This window comes from Gammaproteobacteria bacterium (assembly GCA_016199745.1).
GTDB lineage: Bacteria > Pseudomonadota > Gammaproteobacteria > Acidiferrobacterales > Sulfurifustaceae > JACQFZ01.
Window position 1 is genome coordinate 103664 of the sequence record JACQFZ010000071.1, and the last position, 14644, is coordinate 118307.

At 60.3% G+C, this 14644-nt stretch carries 15 protein-coding genes; 5 read left to right on the top strand and 10 right to left on the bottom strand.

What is annotated here, in order from left to right:
• Positions 1-338 precede the first annotated feature (338 nt).
• Together HY308_19335 and HY308_19340 are read left to right on the top strand one after the other, a co-directional pair.
• Positions 339-1040: an AAA family ATPase gene (locus tag HY308_19335; protein ID MBI3900415.1), complete on the top strand. Its 702-nt coding sequence runs from the start codon at positions 339-341 to the stop codon at positions 1038-1040.
• Between the two features lie 19 nt (positions 1041-1059).
• A complete protein-coding gene (locus HY308_19340) occupies positions 1060-2163 on the top strand; it encodes a DUF2817 domain-containing protein (protein ID MBI3900416.1) in 1104 nt (367 codons plus the stop codon).
• A gap of 1 nt (position 2164) precedes the next feature.
• Here the strand turns inward: HY308_19340 and rarD are convergent, their stop codons facing one another.
• From rarD to HY308_19360, 4 genes are all read right to left on the bottom strand, one after another.
• Positions 2165-3085, bottom strand: coding sequence for an EamA family transporter RarD (gene rarD / locus HY308_19345; GenBank protein ID MBI3900417.1), 921 nt, complete (start codon positions 3083-3085; stop codon positions 2165-2167).
• Positions 3066-3212 carry an ectoine synthase gene (locus HY308_19350; GenBank protein ID MBI3900418.1) on the bottom strand — a complete coding sequence of 49 codons (147 nt, stop codon included), beginning with the start codon at positions 3210-3212 and terminating at the stop codon, positions 3066-3068. The genes rarD and HY308_19350 overlap by 20 nt, the downstream gene beginning before the upstream one ends.
• A 162-nt stretch (positions 3213-3374) precedes the next feature.
• Positions 3375-4154 carry an SDR family oxidoreductase gene (locus HY308_19355; protein MBI3900419.1) on the bottom strand — a complete coding sequence of 260 codons (780 nt, stop codon included), beginning with the start codon at positions 4152-4154 and terminating at the stop codon, positions 3375-3377.
• Between the two features lie 100 nt (positions 4155-4254).
• Positions 4255-4671, bottom strand: a complete 417-nt coding sequence (locus tag HY308_19360; protein MBI3900420.1) for a VOC family protein — start codon at positions 4669-4671, stop codon at positions 4255-4257.
• A gap of 276 nt (positions 4672-4947) precedes the next feature.
• Here HY308_19360 and gcvA point away from each other — a divergent pair, with 276 nt between their 5' ends.
• A complete protein-coding gene (gene gcvA / locus HY308_19365; protein MBI3900421.1) occupies positions 4948-5838 on the top strand; it encodes a transcriptional regulator GcvA in 891 nt (296 codons plus the stop codon).
• A gap of 276 nt (positions 5839-6114) precedes the next feature.
• On the opposite strand, the gene HY308_19370 is transcribed toward gcvA, so the two are convergent.
• From HY308_19370 to HY308_19385, 4 genes are all read right to left on the bottom strand, one after another.
• Positions 6115-6624 (bottom strand): transposase, encoded by a 510-nt coding sequence (locus HY308_19370; GenBank protein MBI3900422.1) that lies wholly within the window; start codon positions 6622-6624, stop codon positions 6115-6117.
• Between the two features lie 265 nt (positions 6625-6889).
• On the bottom strand, positions 6890-7900 hold the full coding sequence (locus HY308_19375) for an asparaginase (GenBank protein MBI3900423.1): 1011 nt from the start codon (positions 7898-7900) through the stop codon (positions 6890-6892).
• A gap of 240 nt (positions 7901-8140) precedes the next feature.
• Positions 8141-9571, bottom strand: a complete 1431-nt coding sequence (locus HY308_19380) for an aspartate ammonia-lyase (protein MBI3900424.1) — start codon at positions 9569-9571, stop codon at positions 8141-8143.
• 32 nt (positions 9572-9603) lie between these two features.
• Positions 9604-10023, bottom strand: a complete 420-nt coding sequence (locus HY308_19385; GenBank protein ID MBI3900425.1) for a YkgJ family cysteine cluster protein — start codon at positions 10021-10023, stop codon at positions 9604-9606.
• A gap of 120 nt (positions 10024-10143) precedes the next feature.
• Between HY308_19385 and HY308_19390 the strand changes: the two genes are divergently transcribed.
• Positions 10144-10686: a bacterioferritin gene (locus HY308_19390; protein ID MBI3900426.1), complete on the top strand. Its 543-nt coding sequence runs from the start codon at positions 10144-10146 to the stop codon at positions 10684-10686.
• Positions 10687-11014: 328 nt separating this feature from the next.
• On the opposite strand, the gene HY308_19395 is transcribed toward HY308_19390, so the two are convergent.
• On the bottom strand, positions 11015-12475 hold the full coding sequence (locus HY308_19395) for a protein kinase (protein ID MBI3900427.1): 1461 nt from the start codon (positions 12473-12475) through the stop codon (positions 11015-11017).
• A gap of 169 nt (positions 12476-12644) precedes the next feature.
• Between HY308_19395 and HY308_19400 the strand changes: the two genes are divergently transcribed.
• On the top strand, positions 12645-13838 hold the full coding sequence (locus tag HY308_19400; GenBank protein MBI3900428.1) for an acetate/propionate family kinase: 1194 nt from the start codon (positions 12645-12647) through the stop codon (positions 13836-13838).
• A 5-nt stretch (positions 13839-13843) separates the two neighbouring features.
• On the opposite strand, the gene HY308_19405 is transcribed toward HY308_19400, so the two are convergent.
• The gene (locus tag HY308_19405; protein ID MBI3900429.1) at positions 13844-14515 is read right to left on the bottom strand and encodes a flagellar biosynthesis protein; all 672 of its coding nucleotides are present in this window, start codon (positions 14513-14515) and stop codon (positions 13844-13846) included.
• Positions 14516-14644 lie beyond the last annotated feature (129 nt).

Sequence of the window (14644 nt, forward strand, 5' to 3'; positions counted from 1 at the left end):
TCGCGGACTTGCCCGATGCAAACTCGAAGGCGAACACGGATGCGTCAGCGAATGAACCGGTGCGCGCGCCGATACCAACCGTCCTACCGAAAAGCGCCGCTAAAATACCCGACTGACCAAAAAAATATGCGCAAACTCATACTCTACATCGCCTGCCGATCCGGCGGTTGCAGCTGATCGATTCGCGCCGCTTCGACTCCGGGTTGGTGCAGCTGACATACCACCGGAGTTAACGCGCTGCCGAGTGGAGCTTTTGCGCGCGCTGGCCTACACTTTCGCCGATTTAGCACTGGTTGTGAACATCAGCAAAAGCACCCCAAACCATCAAAGGAGTGACAATGCGCACGATCATGCTGTTGAACACCAAGGGCGGTTGCGGCAAAAGCACATTGGCGACCAATCTTGCCAGCTACTACGCCACCCAGAACGCGTCCGTCGTCCTCGCCGATTTCGACCCTCAAAGTTCTGCGCTCGAGTGGCTCGCCGCCCGGGCCGAAGGCCGGCCGCCGATTAAAGGTATCGCCGCCTGGAAAGAACCGTTACGCGTAGCGCGCACGACCGATGTCGTCATCCTCGACGTGCCGGCCGGCATACACGGCGCCGAGCTGACAGCGCTGGTGCGCCGGTCGCAGACACTGCTGGTGCCGGTGCTGCCGTCGCCGACCGACATCCGCGCCGCCGCCCGCTTTGTCCATGAGCTGCTGCTGGTCGGCAGAGTCGTGCGCAAGGAAAGCCGCGTGGCGGTGATCGCCAATCGCGTGCGCGAAAATACCCAGCTGCAAAATCAAACCGAACGGGTGCTCGGTATGTTCAACTATGCGACAGTGAACACGCAGATCTATCGCAATCTCGAACGCTTTTTGTCGCGCCTTAAGATTCCGTTCGTCGCTACCCTGCGCGACACCCCGAACTATCAGCTCGCCGACCAGCAAGGCATCGGCGTGTTCGAACTCGGCAGCCGCGCGGCGTACGATGTCGAACAATGGCAACCGCTGCTCAAGTGGCTCGACAGCCGCAAGAGCCTGCCGGTAGCCGCATGAATATTATCGGCGGGTCAGGATGTCAGCAGACACGCCGATAGCACCCGAACGTTACTTCGCGCCCGATTACTTCACGGCGCGCGATCAATTTCTCAACATCGCTCAGCGCTGCGGCGCCCGACTCGCTCGTTATCCGATCAGCGCACCCGGCCCCGGCGAGCACCCCCTCAGCATCGACACCGCCTACGTTGGCGCCATGCAACCACGCCGGCTCATCCTCGTCGTCTCCGGCACGCACGGAGCGGAAGGCTTCTTCGGCAGTGCCTTGCAGCAGCGTTGGCTGGCACAGCTGGATCCGACCACCCTACCCGCCGACGCCGGTTGGCTATTCGTTCATGCGCTGAATCCGTGGGGCTTCGCCTGGCGGCGACGCACGAACGAACATAACGTCGACTTGAACCGCAACTCGCTCGAGCAATTTCCTGGGCCAGCCAATCCGGCGTATGGCCGGCTCAATAATTGGCTCAACCCAGCGTCGCCGCCGGGCATGATCGACGGCTTCTGGGCGTACGCGCTGTGGTACACGTTGACCCAGGGCATGGCGACGATGAAGCAAGCTATTGCCGGCGGCCAATACGAATTCCCACGCGGTATTTTTTATGGCGGCGCCCAAACCGAGCAATCGACAGCACATCTACGTACCATTCTGTGCGATCCGCGACTCGGATCGGTCGAGCGTTTGATCGCGTTCGATCTGCATACTGGCTTAGGACGTTCGGGGACTTACAAACTGCTGGTGGATGCCGACGAAGGCACGCCGCGCTTTCAGCTGATGCGGCGTTGGTTCGGTGCCGAAGTCAGCGGCGATCAACCGGACCGCTCGGTGTCGTATCACGTGAGCGGCGGCGTTACCGAGCACATCAGCCGTTTGTTTGCCGGTGCCGACAACTACACCACGGTGCTCGAATTCGGCACGGTTGCGCTAGGACAAATGATCGCGACATTGTACCGTGAAAACCGCGCTTACTTTCACGCCGGCATCGATAGCGCCGCCTACCGGCGGGCGCGGGCGGCGCTATGTGCAGTTTTTTGTCCGGCCGACGATAAATGGCGCAGCACTGTGCTCGAACGCGGCGAGCGCGTGCTGCGGCAGGCTCAGCAAGCGCTGTTCGGCGCCGGTTGAATTACTCGAACGGCGGACAGGCTCGACTGGCATCGCTTTGCGATTGATGTTGCCGCCCGCTCCACAAGCCTTCAGCGGTGTAGATCGCCAATGCCAACCAGATCAACGCGTAGCCCAGCAACTTCGGCCCGCTAAGCGGCTCGTGATACAACCAAACGCCAACCAGCAGCTGCAGCGTCGGCGCGATGTATTGCAACAGCCCGATCATCGATAGCGGCAAGCGCCGCGCACCGGCGGCGAATAACAGCAATGGAATTGCCGTGATCGGACCCACCGTGACCAGCAACGCCTGCGTCGTGATCGAGCCCGACACCAGAGCACTGCGATCGCCTAAGTACAATAAAAAGGCGAGCGCCACCGGAAACAACAGCAGCGTTTCCAGCGACAACCCTTCGAGCGTGCCAAGCGATGCCGTCTTGCGTAATAAACCGTACAGACTGAACGATGTTGCCAACACTAGGCCGATCCACGGCAACTGCGCCGTCTGCCACGTCAACCAAATCACGCCGAGCGCTGCCGTCGCCAGCGCTAACCACTGGCCGGCGCGTAGCCGCTCATGCAGCACGATCAGGCCGAGCATCACCGAGAACAGCGGCGTGATGAAGTAACCGAGGCTGGCGTCGACGACCCGGCCGACACCGACGGACCAGATATAAACCAGCCAGTTGACCGACAACGCCACCGCGCTCAACGCGAATCGCGCCAGCAGCCGCGGTTGCTGCCAAACCGTGCGCAGCCAGCCAAAATGCCGCTGCCATGCCAACACGATCAACAAGAAGCCGAGCGACCACAGCACGCGGTGTACCAACACTTCGAGCGGCGCTACTTCTTGCAGCGCCTTGAAGTAGATCGGGAACACACCCCAGGCGAGATAAGCGAGCGTGGCATAAACAACGCCGGCCTTATCGATTCGGTTTGTCATATACGAGCGTTTCGGCAACGGCGAAACCCATCCCGTCGCTTTTAACGAGGAGCCGGCGGCTCTCGCCGTTGCCCCAGGCAACGTCTCGGACCGTAGCGGCAATTTCATCAATCGATCGAACAATCATGGGCGTCATTCCTTCAATCAGAGGGTGGCCCGCCCCCGAGGACAACCTTCGCTCGGTGGCTCGCGGTGAAGGGATTCGGTTTTGTCGTTCAGTCGATACTTCGCGGATACCGCGATACCGACACTACGCGACTTGGCCTGTTCGGCGTGTTCGGTGGTTGTCCTAGCGCGCGAGCGAGCCGCCGTCGACGGACAGGATCGCGCCGGTCACATACCGATTGCCGGGCAGCGCGAAATAGAGCGCGGCCTCGGCGACGTCGTCCGGTGTGCCGAGATAGGGCGTGAGGCGGCGCTGCAGAAACTCGTCCTTCATTGCTTGCGGATCGACATGTGTGTCGATGAGGCGGCTGACCATCGGTGTCTCGATCGTGCCGGGGCAGATGCAGTTGATGCGCACGCCGTGGCCCGAATGGTCGACCGCCATCGCCTTCGTCAGGCCGACGAGCGCCGCCTTGGCCGCGCAATAGGCCGCCCGATCCTTCAGGCCTTTCAGGCCCGCCTCGGAGGAGATGTTGATCACCGCGCCGTCGCCGCGTGTCAACAGGTGCAGCATCGCGTGGTGGCTCACGAGGTACGCGGAGCTGACGTTGATACGGAACACCTCGTCCCATTGCGCAGGCGTGATGTCGACGACGCTGCCGGGCACCGAAAGCCCCGCGTTGTTCACGACGATGCTGAGCGTGTCGAAGCGCTCACGCACCTCGTACACGAGGCTTTGCACGGCGTGGTCGGAGGTCACGTCGGCCGCGAAGAATTGCGCCATGCCGCCGGCCTTGGTGATCGAGCGCACGACTGCGTCGCCCCGCTCGCGGTTGCGGCCGACGACGGCGACGCACGCGCCCTCTGCGGCGAAGCGGCGCGCGATCGCTTCGCCGATGCCCGAGGTCGCACCGGTCACGAGCGCGACCTGGTTCTGCAGCCGCGGTTGTGTCGTCGCGGTCATGACAACGCCTCGCGCAGTAACCGAACCAGATCGTTGCGCACCGGTGCGCGCGGGTTGAGGCGGTTCAGGCGTTCGATGGTCAGCATGGTGCACCGCGGCGTCATTTGGCGAACAGCGACTCCATGTCGCGGAAGGCCTTGAACTCGAGGGCGTTGCCGGCGTAGTCGAGGAAGAACATCGTCGCCTGCTCGCCTACCTGGCCTTTGAAGCGGATCGTCGGTTCGATCACGAATTCGACACCGGCGGCGCGGATGCGCTCGGCAAAGCCGTGGAATTCGTCCCACTCCAGCAACACGCCGAAGTGCGGCACCGGCACGTCGTGCTTGTCGACCGGGTTGTGGTGCTTGGGCGCCACGGGCGCGAGGTGGGTCACGATCTGGTGGCCGAATAAATCGAAGTCGATCCAGGTATCGCTGGCGCGGCCCTCGTGGCAACTCAGGACCTGGCCGTAAAAGGTGCGTGCTTTGTTCAGGTCGTCGACCGGGAAGGCGAGGTGAAATGGCGTAAGTTTTCTCATACTGATCTCCTGAATGAGGAAGGCCGAAATGGCTTTTCTACCGCACCATCGTGTCCATGATGAGGATGCGCTTGGCCGGCTTCTTCTCGACGACGGTGACCTCGACTCCTAATTTAAAGCCAAAATGGTCCACGCTCACAAACGAGAAATGTGCGTTGTTTTATGAGTTAAACTCATGGACATGTCATCGAGCGAAACCTGAATGGGCTGCGGCATCCGCCATCTCACCTCCCTTTCCCCATCCCGCTTCGATAAAAAGCGCGGGGCGTTCAGCGCATGAGCCGGCGCCTGCCTTCGCTCAACGCCGTGCGCAGCTTCGAGGCGGCGGCGCGCTCGCTGAGCTTCACCAAAGCGGCGCAGGAGCTGCACGTTACACAGGGCGCGGTCAGCCGCATGGTGCAGACGCTGGAACAGGAACTCGGCATGCCGCTCTTCAAGCGCGTCGGTCGCAGCATCGAGCTGACGCCCGCGGGCAGCGCCTACTATGCGCAGGTCGGCGAGGCGTTGGACCGCATCGCCGCGGCCACGCGCGCACTGCAACGCGCGCAAGACGGCGGCATGCTGTCGATCAGCGTGCTGCCCACCTTCGCCATGCGCTGGCTGGTGCCGCGGCTGTCCAGCTTCCAGCAGCTGTACCCGGACATCCTGGTCGACGTGACTGCGAGCGAGCACGCGGTGAACTTCGCCACCGAATCGATCGACGTCGCGATACGCTACGGCCTCGGCCAATGGCCCGACACCGAGGCGACGCGGGTGATGCACGACACCGTCGGCGTATTCTGCGCGCCGGCATTGTTGCAGGGCGGCACGCCGCTGCGCACGCCAGCCGACCTGCCCAAGCATCGGTTGTTGCAACACACCACGCGCCCGGAGGCATGGTCGGAGTTCTTCGCCGCCTGCGGCCTGCCGTCGCCGAATATGCGCCACGCGCCCGGCTTCGAGCACTTCTTCATGATCATCGAAGCAGCCGCGACCGGCATGGGCGCGGCGATCCTGCCGTTGTTCCTGGCGCACGACGAGCTCGCGTCCGGGCGGCTGGTGCAGGCGTTCGCGCAGACGCACAAGCGCAAGCACGGCTACTACCTCGTGCACGCGCGCGCGGCGGCGAGCGTGCGCAAGATAAAAGTGTTCAAGGAATGGTTGATCGCGGAAGCGAAAAAATCATGACGACCAGGCGGCAGCCGTTAGACTGGATTCCCGCCTACGCGGGAATGACGGCTAAGCTTGTAGAATGGGTCAAGCGCAGCGGACCCATCGAAATAATATTTCGTCGGGTCCGCCGCGTTGCGGCTTGATCCGACCTACATAGGTTGGATGAACTCCCAAACGAATTTCCGACTCAAGTGCTCAGCACCACCTTCGCGCATCCATCCAACTTGTCGCGAAACATGCGAGATACGCCTCCGGCGCATCGTCGAGCGTCAGGCGTAACCGCTCAGCAGTTTAGCCATGTGATCTCCCAATATCATACAGATCGGCGCGCAACGGCTTGCCCGCGAATAATTGCTTCCACACCCATGGCATCAATTGATGGACCCGCGACGCCGGATACTGCCCAACCCGTTGCAGCACATCGACGAGGTAGTCGTAGGAATCGATAGCATGCAGCCGACATGTGGTCAGCAAGCTTTGTACGATGCCGACCTGTTTGGCGCCGAGTTCCGTCCAACAGAAGAGCCCATTCTTTTTGCCCATCGGAATGACGCGTAGGGCACGTTCCAGGTGATTGGTGTCGATCGTCACGTCCGGATCGTCCAGATATATAGATAGGCCGACACGGCGCTCGCGGATGTACGCGAGCGCACTGAGGAACGGGCTGCTCGGCAGGAACCCTTGCCGGTCGAACTGACGGTCGATCCATTGGAAGAGTTGTTCGACGATGGGTTTGGCCTGTTCCTGTCGTCGCGCCCGCTTGCGATCTCCCGTCAGCCCGGATCTTGGTCTCGATCGCATATAACGCGCCGATCCAGTCTAAATACCTGGTCGGCGGGCTCGGGTTCCATAGTCTTGGTCTCGAAGATCTTCCGCCGGCTGTGCGCCCAACATTGCGCGTGTGGTCTGCTGGAAGGATTTGCGCGCATTCATGCGGCGGTGGAAGGTGTTGCCCATCCGGTGCGAAGCAAGCGGTTGACGGTGGCGTGCCTGCCCTCCGTAGCAGCACGTTGGATGGTGCCGATTTTTCCGCCCTCCATGTATTTAACGGAGAGCTGGGGCAAAACTATGCAGTTAACTCACCGGCGCGGGCCAGCAACAACTCACGCCGTACCGCGTCGGGCTTCAAACCCAACGCCAGCAAATGATGCAACTTGGCGTAAACGCTCTCGAACGTTAAATCGCGCGCGCCAATAACACCGGCTGTCGCATACGCGCGACCGGTCGCGTATAACGCGAGATCGACTTCGCTCCACGGACATTGACTGATAGCCACACATATACTGCCGTCGGCAACAGCGTGAGCAATAGCGCGCAACAACGCCGGATCGCGCGTCGGACCGGTACCGGCACCATAGCTCTCTAGAATCAGCGCTCGCGGCGGGCGCGCCAGCCGTTCGATCAACGCATCGCCGGCCGCGCCCGGCATCAAACGCCAGCTCAGTACTGCGCCCGCGCGATAATCGACCAACTCGAAACGCTCTTTGTCCGGACACGGCAACAGCGATTCGGCATTCCAAGAAATGGACTCGCCAATCTCGGCGAGCCGCGGAAAATTTGGACTGTCGAACGCGTCGAAGCGATGAGCATTTAACTTACGACTACGATTACCGCGCAACACATAGCGACCAAAGCAGACGACGACTTCGTGTACCTGCGCGCTCGCGGCGACGCGATAGGCCGCGATCAAATTCGCCGGACCGTCGCTTGTCGATTGCGCCAATGGAATCTGCGCACCCGTGAGTACGACCGGCTTCTTCAAACCACGCAGCAGAAACGACAGCGCCGAAGCGGTGTAGGCCATCGTGTCGGTACCGTGCAACACGATGAAGCCGTCGTAGTCGTTGTAGAGCTCGGCGATGCGGCGGGCGATGCGCGTCCAATCCGCCGGTGTGGCGTCGGCACTGTCGATGGGATTACCCAAGGCGACGATCGACAGGCCGGAAGTATCGATGGCGGCCATCTGCAGCAACTGCATGATGCCGTCGCCATCAACCTTCGACGGCACGAGCCCACCGGCGGAGGCGGACATGCCGATGGTGCCACCCACGTACAACACGCAAATCCGCTGGCTCATTCGTACCTCTGCATTAGTATCCCGTCTCATCAATTTGGTAAATAACGTAACCGTAAGCTACTCCCCTCTCCCCTTGCGGGAGAGAGGCCGGGGGGGAGAGGGGTAGTCATACAAAATAGTCCGTCAGTTTTCCCCTCTCCCTTGTTCCTTCTCCCGCGAGGGGAGAGGGAGACGCACAAATAAGCTTCTGGATGAGTTTTTTTGGTGATGTAACGGACCGGACACTAGTCATCCTAATTATTAACGTCTATTCACCGGCTTCAAATCGCGTACCGAAAACGGTGCCGTCAATGTCTCCGGCCGCATCAACTGATCGAGCTCTTCTTGGCTCAAGTAACCCATCTCCAACACCAGTTCGGCCACCGGCCGACCCGTGCGCTGCGCTTCTTTGGCGACACGCGATGCCTTCTCGTAACCGATGTAAGGATTGAGCGCGGTGGCGAGCGCGGCCGACATGCGAACATTGTTCTCTAATTTTTCGCGATTGGCGGTGATGCCGGCGACGCAATTGTTGGCCAGCGTGAAGCACGCCTCGCGCAAGTGTTGCAGGCTCTTGAACAAGCTATGCGCAATGATCGGCTCGAACGCATTGAGCTGCAGTTGCCCGGCCTCGGCCGCCATGGTGACGGTGATGTCGTTGCCGATCACTTCGAACGCGACTTGATTGACCACTTCCGGAATGATCGGATTAACTTTGCCGGGCATGATGCTGGAGCCGGCAGCACGCGGCGGTAAATTGATTTCGCCCAAGCCGGTCTGTGGGCCGCTCGACAGCAACCGCAAATCGTTGCAGGTCTTCGACAGTTTGACGGCGATGCGCTTGAGCACGCCGGAGAGTTGTACGAACCCGCCGACGTCTTGCGTTGCCTCGATCAAGTTAGGCGCGGAGATAAGTGGCAAACCGGTCAGTGTCGAGAGATTGCCGCAGGCGAGCGCCGCGTAGCGCGGGTCGGTATTGATACCGGTACCGATTGCCGTAGCGCCCAAATTGATTTCGTACATCAAGCGCACCGCTTCCGACAAGCGCTGCTCGTCTTCGCCGAGCATGACGGAGTACGTGCTGAACTCTTGGCCCAAAGTCATCGGCACCGCATCTTGCAACTGCGTGCGACCGAGCTTCAACACGTTGCGGAATTCCGCCGACTTTTTCTCGAAGGCGACGCGCAGCTCGGTCATCGCTTGCAACAATCGCTCGATCGCGAAACAAGTCGCAACTCGGATGGCGGTGGGATACACATCGTTCGTGCTTTGCGATTTGTTGACGTGCTCGATCGGATGTAAATAATCGTAATCGCCTTTCTGCCGATCGAGCAGCTCGAGTGCACGATTGGCGATGACTTCATTGGCATTCATGTTGGTCGACGTACCGGCACCCCCTTGAATGACGTCGACGACGAACTCATCGTGCCAGCGGCCGGCGACGATTTCGCGGCAGGCGCCGACGATGGCGTCGCACAACACCGGCTCAAGCACACTGAGCTCGCGATTGGCTTCGGCCGCGGCTTGCTTGACCAGCGCCAATGCGCGCAGCAAATCGGGATAACCGGCGATCTTCTGGCCGGAGATCGGAAAATTTTCGAGCGCGCGCAGCGTGTGAATGCCCCAATAAGCAGTGGCCGGCACTTCGCGTTCACCCAGCAGATCGTGTTCCAGTCGGGTCGGGTTATTCATGCGGTTGTTATCCATCCCAGTCAGTAATCGTGTTAGTCACCGCGACGCAATTGCGCCTGCACCTGTTCCAGCGGAATCACCGTACCACGACCGATGCCCTCGCAACGCCGTGCTTCCGCCTGCCAATGACGAGCGCTTTGCGTGACATCGGACCAAAAAGGATAAGTACGGCACTGCGACGGTCGTACGGCGTAAATGCGGCAACGACGCTCACCGTCGAGAAACACGCAACGGTCATGCTCCCAGCGCAGGCTCTCGGTGCCGTCCTCATAAACCGTAAGGTATCGCTGTCGAAACCAGCGCCAGGAGATACCGAGGAATCGTTGGATGCCACGCTGCTCGGCCGATGTCGTCGCGATGTAGTGTTCGCCGCGGCCGGTGCAACAACCACCACAACCGGTGCATTCGAACCGCAAACGGCTTAACGCAAGTTTTTTTAATTTCAATTTCATCGCACCCGATTATAGGCGAGGGTAAACACTGACTACGAATTGGCGACGGCGCCGCCTTTGCATATGATGACTGGCATCGTGCTGGGAAGGAATCCCACGCAAACAACAGGAGCAGCCGCTATGAGCGAGATCCACTCTCCTTTTCTGACGGATATCAAGACACTGCGCGAACGTGCGCGCGAACATATCGAACAAGGCGCCGTGACGCCAGGCTATCAGGCCGATCGCGACACCGTCGTCAAATTGTTGAACGAGGCGCTCGCGACCGAAATCGTCTGCGTGCTGCGCTACAAGCGCCACTACTTCATGGCCAGCGGCATCAATGCGCAAAGTGTCGCCGCCGAATTTCTCGAGCACGCTAACGAAGAACAGGCCCATGCCGATCAAATCGCCGAACGTATCGTCCAGCTCGGCGGCGAGCCCAATCTGTCGCCCGAGGGAATGTTGTCACGCAGTCATTCGGAATACATCGAAGGCGAATCGCTGATCGGCATGGTTAAAGAAGACCTGGTGGCCGAGCGTATCGCTATCGACAGCTATCGCGAAATGGTGAATTACATCGGCGAGAACGACCCGACCACGCGTCGTATGCTGGAACAGATCCTGGCGGTGGAAGAAGAGCACGCCGACGATTTGGTGAGCCTGCTCGAAGAGTTTCGCTAAGCGGCCGTATGCCGGCGGCGGCACGGGCACTCTTGCTAGCGAGCCTCTGCTGAGCGGGAGTCACCGCGACACAGACCGGCGACCGGGGCGCGCAAAACGTCAATGTGCGCCGGTTGTCACGGCATCGGCGGCCGGCAAAGAAAAATCGCAGATGTGCCAAGGTTGTCATGGCGCCGACGGTAGCGGCAGCACGGCGCAGTTCCCGCGACTCGCTGGTCAATATCCGGACTATCTGGTGCAAGCGCTAACCGATTACAAAAGTGGTAACCGCAAAAATCCGATCGTGGCGCCGTTCGCCGCCGCGCTATCGCGGCAAGACATGGAAAATTTAGCGGCTTTGCTGCCGTGCGCTAGTACGCTGGCGCAAACGCAGCAGCGCGTTGCGTGCATCGTTGTGGCCGGCTTCGGCGGCGCGCTGGTACCAGCCGGCCGCGGTGCGTACGTCGTTACGGCGCTCGTAAAAAGAACCGAGCGCGAATTGTGCATCCCGATGCCCCTGCTCGGCTGCGCGCTCCATCCAATCGCGCGCTTGCGTCTCGTCGCGGGTGCCAGCGGTACCGTCCCACAGCATGTGGGCTAAGCGGAATTGCGCGTTGGCGTCGCCGGCTTCGGCAGCGGCTTTGACCCGATCGAATTCCGGAAGTGGCGATCCGAACGACGGCTCGTTTAACGGGGGCATGCGTGGTGTATCGAATGACGGCGATGGCGCTTCTGCCGGCAGGGGCGGCGGCGGATTGACCGGCGCTGGTGGCGCTGGTCTGATGGCCGGCATCGATGGCGCAGTTGCGACCGGCATCGGCGGCATGACCGGTGCGTTCGATTTTTTATGCCAAATCCCGCCAATCACGATCGCCAGTAGCGTTAATGCCACCCAGCGCCAAGTGTTCGACGGTGCCGGCGTTACCGATGTCGTCGCCGTCGGGCGACGACTGCCAGCGGTAGTATGGGTGAGTGCAGCAGTGAGCACGTCGATCGAGGCGAAGCGTTGCTCGCGTTCTTTTTCCAGACAACGCAGCACTGCCGCCTCCAATGCCGGCGGAATGTCTGGGCGTACCGTGCGCAGCGGCGTCGGTCGCGATTGCACCTGCTTGATCGCTATCTCGATCGGTGTGGCGCCGGTGAATGCGCAACGCGCTGTCAAACACTCATAGAGCGTAAGGCCGAGCGCATAGATGTCAGTGCGTGCATCGACCGCCCGTCCTTGCGCCTGCTCGGGCGCCATGTAGGCCGGCGTACCAATTATGGTTTGCGTCGTCGACGTGTCAACCGAACGGGCGATGCCGAAGTCCATCAGCTTCACGACACCGGACTTGGCGATCATGACGTTTTCCGGTTTGAGATCGCGGTGGACCACGCCCTGGGCATGCGCTTCGCGCAGACCGGCGCAAATTTGCAGCGCGATAGCGATCGCACGCGACGGCGCCAGCGGACCACTGCGATCGATCAGCGCGCGCAGCGTCTCGCCCTCGACGTACTCCATGGTGATGAACGCGAGCGCGTCGGTGCGGTTGAAATCGTAGATGCGACAAACATTCTTATGCGTGATGCGACGTGCCAATCGCAACTCATTCTTGAAGCGCTCGCTCATGCCCGGATCGGCGGCCAGCTCCGGCTTCAATGTTTTGAGCGCAAGGATCTCGCCGGTCTCGCGGTCACGCGCGCGATAAACGCGGCCCATGCCGCCGGCGCCGATTTCACCGAGCAACTCATAGCGTCCCGCCAGCAGTGTGGGTTCGGTGCCGCTTTCTGGCGTTGATATCAGCGTCGGATTTACCGGAGGCTGGGTCATACCTCTAAGTATAAGAAACTTGTACTAGGTCGGTTGGGCGACACGCCGACGATGTCGCCTCAACAACATGCAGTCCATCGCGAGCGGACGAGCTCCGAACACGAACCGTCTGCAGCAGCGATGGTCCGATTAATCGGTAATCCTTTATTCTAGGAAGAAACGTCACGCCATGGCCATCCTCGTCTTTAACGCCGGCAGTTCGTCGCTCAAATTTCGCGCCTTCGCCGACGACGCCGAGCTGACGCTCCTGGTCGCCGGTGTCGTCGAATCGTTCGGTGCACAAGCCAAATGGACCTGGGAGATCCATGGACAAAAGCACCACGGGCACGCGCGCGCCCGACACCTCGGCGAGGCGACGCAGTGGTTACTGCATCGGTTGCGCGAGGAATCGGTTGGCGTAACGCCGATCGCAATCGGTCACCGCATTGTTCATGGCGGCGATATTTTTCGTGAACCGGTGCTCCTGACCGACGATGTCATCGTGCGCCTCGCGGCGCTCACATCGCTGGCGCCATTACACAACCCGCCGGCACTCGACGTCATCGACATCTGTCGGCGCGAGTTTGGTGAGGCGCTGCCGATGGTCGCCGTGTTCGACACGGCATTTCATACGACGCTACCAGCGGCCGCCCGTTGCTACGCGTTACCGCACGCGTGGACCGAACCGCACGCCATTAAACGCTACGGCTTTCATGGTATCGCTCACCGTTACATGTATGAGCGCTACTTGGCACTGCGTCACAACACGATCGCCGAGCCGCGCGTTATTACCTTTCAACTCGGCAATGGCTGCTCGGCGGCGGCGATATGCAACGGCCGCTCGATCGATACCAGCATGGGCTACACGCCGCTCGAAGGACTCATCATGTCCAACCGCTGCGGCGATGTTGACCCCGGCGCGCTGCTGTCGCTCGTTGCCGCCGGTATGGACGCGGCAACGTTGAGCGACGGTCTTTATCGCTCATCCGGTTTGCAAGCGCTGTCGCGCGCCAGCGGCGACATGCGCACGTTGCTCAAGCTCGAATCCGAAGGGCACGTCGGCGCGATCCGCGCGATCGACGCGTTCTGTCATCGCGTGCGCAAGTATCTGGGGGCATATCTCGCGGTATTGGGCGGTGCGGAAGCAGTCTTATTCGGTGGCGGCATCGGCGAGCATGCACCGTCGATTCGGTCGCGCATCTGTGCCGACATGCAGTGGTGTGGATTACGTCTGGATACGAACGTGAATGCAACGGCACCCACCGAACAACCGCTAACAACGAGCGAATCGACGATTGCGGTGTATGTCATCCCAGTGAACGAGGAACTTCTAATCGCCCACGACGCGCGCACGTTACTGCAGCGCGGGTCAGGGGCGAGATGATTTTATTATGGCTGGGCGGCGGGCGACTTTAGGCGCCCTTGGAGGTTATGCATAAAATCCTCCAATCCCTTACTGATCACCTTTTCCCAGCTCGGAAACGTTACATCGGTCGCATGACCGACAATTTCCACGCCGCTCTGCAGCCCACTGAGCGGTGCTCTTATGTTGACTGTCGCTTTGAATTCATAGGTCGTAAGAAAAGTATCCAAGGGGAACCACGCCCAAAATTGAACGATGTCGGCGTAAACGGGGATCGCACCGGCATTCGATTCGCCCTTCATGACTACTCGATAACCCGCCTCCCTAAACGATTTCGCGATCGCCTCCTCCACAAGGTTCTCTACCGTACGCCCCTGTGGTAGCACGACGTCGCCCATCGCCTTACCGTAGTTATTACGTTTGCGGGCGATGGCGCGCGAGGTAATGGCTTTGTTTTGAATTTTTCCGTCCTTTAATGACGGCGTGGCAGGGTCAGTCGGTTTTAGCTCAAACGTTCGATGATCCGTAACCCGGACAATTTGCACAGCCCTTCCGGTTTGACTGTTGGTCGACGGTGAGATGCGCAAATCGAGCGTCTCTCGGCCCGATATGCACCCACTCAAAAAAACCGCCAGCACGACGATCGCGTTATGAAGAGAAAGGATCGGGCCTCGCGCCCGGCAATAAGTGATTGACATGATTGTCGTTCCTGGTAGGTCGCGTTAGGACACGGGCCTTCTAGAAAGTAGTAGCACAACCATAAAACAACGCTATTCAGCGGGGCATTGCAGCAGTGCCATTAGTGCGTGAACTGCCATAGAAGCGCA

Bases quoted from the DNA above. Each gene is read 5' to 3' on its own strand.
- HY308_19335 (MBI3900415.1), top strand. From the start codon at position 339: ATGCGCACGATCATGCTGTTGAACACCAAGGGCGGTTGCGGCAAAAGC.
- HY308_19340 (MBI3900416.1), top strand. From the start codon at position 1,060: ATGTCAGCAGACACGCCGATAGCACCCGAACGTTACTTCGCGCCCGAT.
- rarD (MBI3900417.1), bottom strand. From the start codon at position 3,085: ATGACAAACCGAATCGATAAGGCCGGCGTTGTTTATGCCACGCTCGCT.
- HY308_19350 (MBI3900418.1), bottom strand. From the start codon at position 3,212: ATGATTGTTCGATCGATTGATGAAATTGCCGCTACGGTCCGAGACGTT.
- HY308_19355 (MBI3900419.1), bottom strand. From the start codon at position 4,154: ATGACCGCGACGACACAACCGCGGCTGCAGAACCAGGTCGCGCTCGTG.
- HY308_19360 (MBI3900420.1), bottom strand. From the start codon at position 4,671: ATGAGAAAACTTACGCCATTTCACCTCGCCTTCCCGGTCGACGACCTG.
- gcvA (MBI3900421.1), top strand. From the start codon at position 4,948: ATGAGCCGGCGCCTGCCTTCGCTCAACGCCGTGCGCAGCTTCGAGGCG.
- HY308_19370 (MBI3900422.1), bottom strand. From the start codon at position 6,624: ATGCGATCGAGACCAAGATCCGGGCTGACGGGAGATCGCAAGCGGGCG.
- HY308_19375 (MBI3900423.1), bottom strand. From the start codon at position 7,900: ATGAGCCAGCGGATTTGCGTGTTGTACGTGGGTGGCACCATCGGCATG.
- HY308_19380 (MBI3900424.1), bottom strand. From the start codon at position 9,571: ATGAATAACCCGACCCGACTGGAACACGATCTGCTGGGTGAACGCGAA.
- HY308_19385 (MBI3900425.1), bottom strand. From the start codon at position 10,023: ATGAAATTGAAATTAAAAAAACTTGCGTTAAGCCGTTTGCGGTTCGAA.
- HY308_19390 (MBI3900426.1), top strand. From the start codon at position 10,144: ATGAGCGAGATCCACTCTCCTTTTCTGACGGATATCAAGACACTGCGC.
- HY308_19395 (MBI3900427.1), bottom strand. From the start codon at position 12,475: ATGACCCAGCCTCCGGTAAATCCGACGCTGATATCAACGCCAGAAAGC.
- HY308_19400 (MBI3900428.1), top strand. From the start codon at position 12,645: ATGGCCATCCTCGTCTTTAACGCCGGCAGTTCGTCGCTCAAATTTCGC.
- HY308_19405 (MBI3900429.1), bottom strand. From the start codon at position 14,515: ATGTCAATCACTTATTGCCGGGCGCGAGGCCCGATCCTTTCTCTTCAT.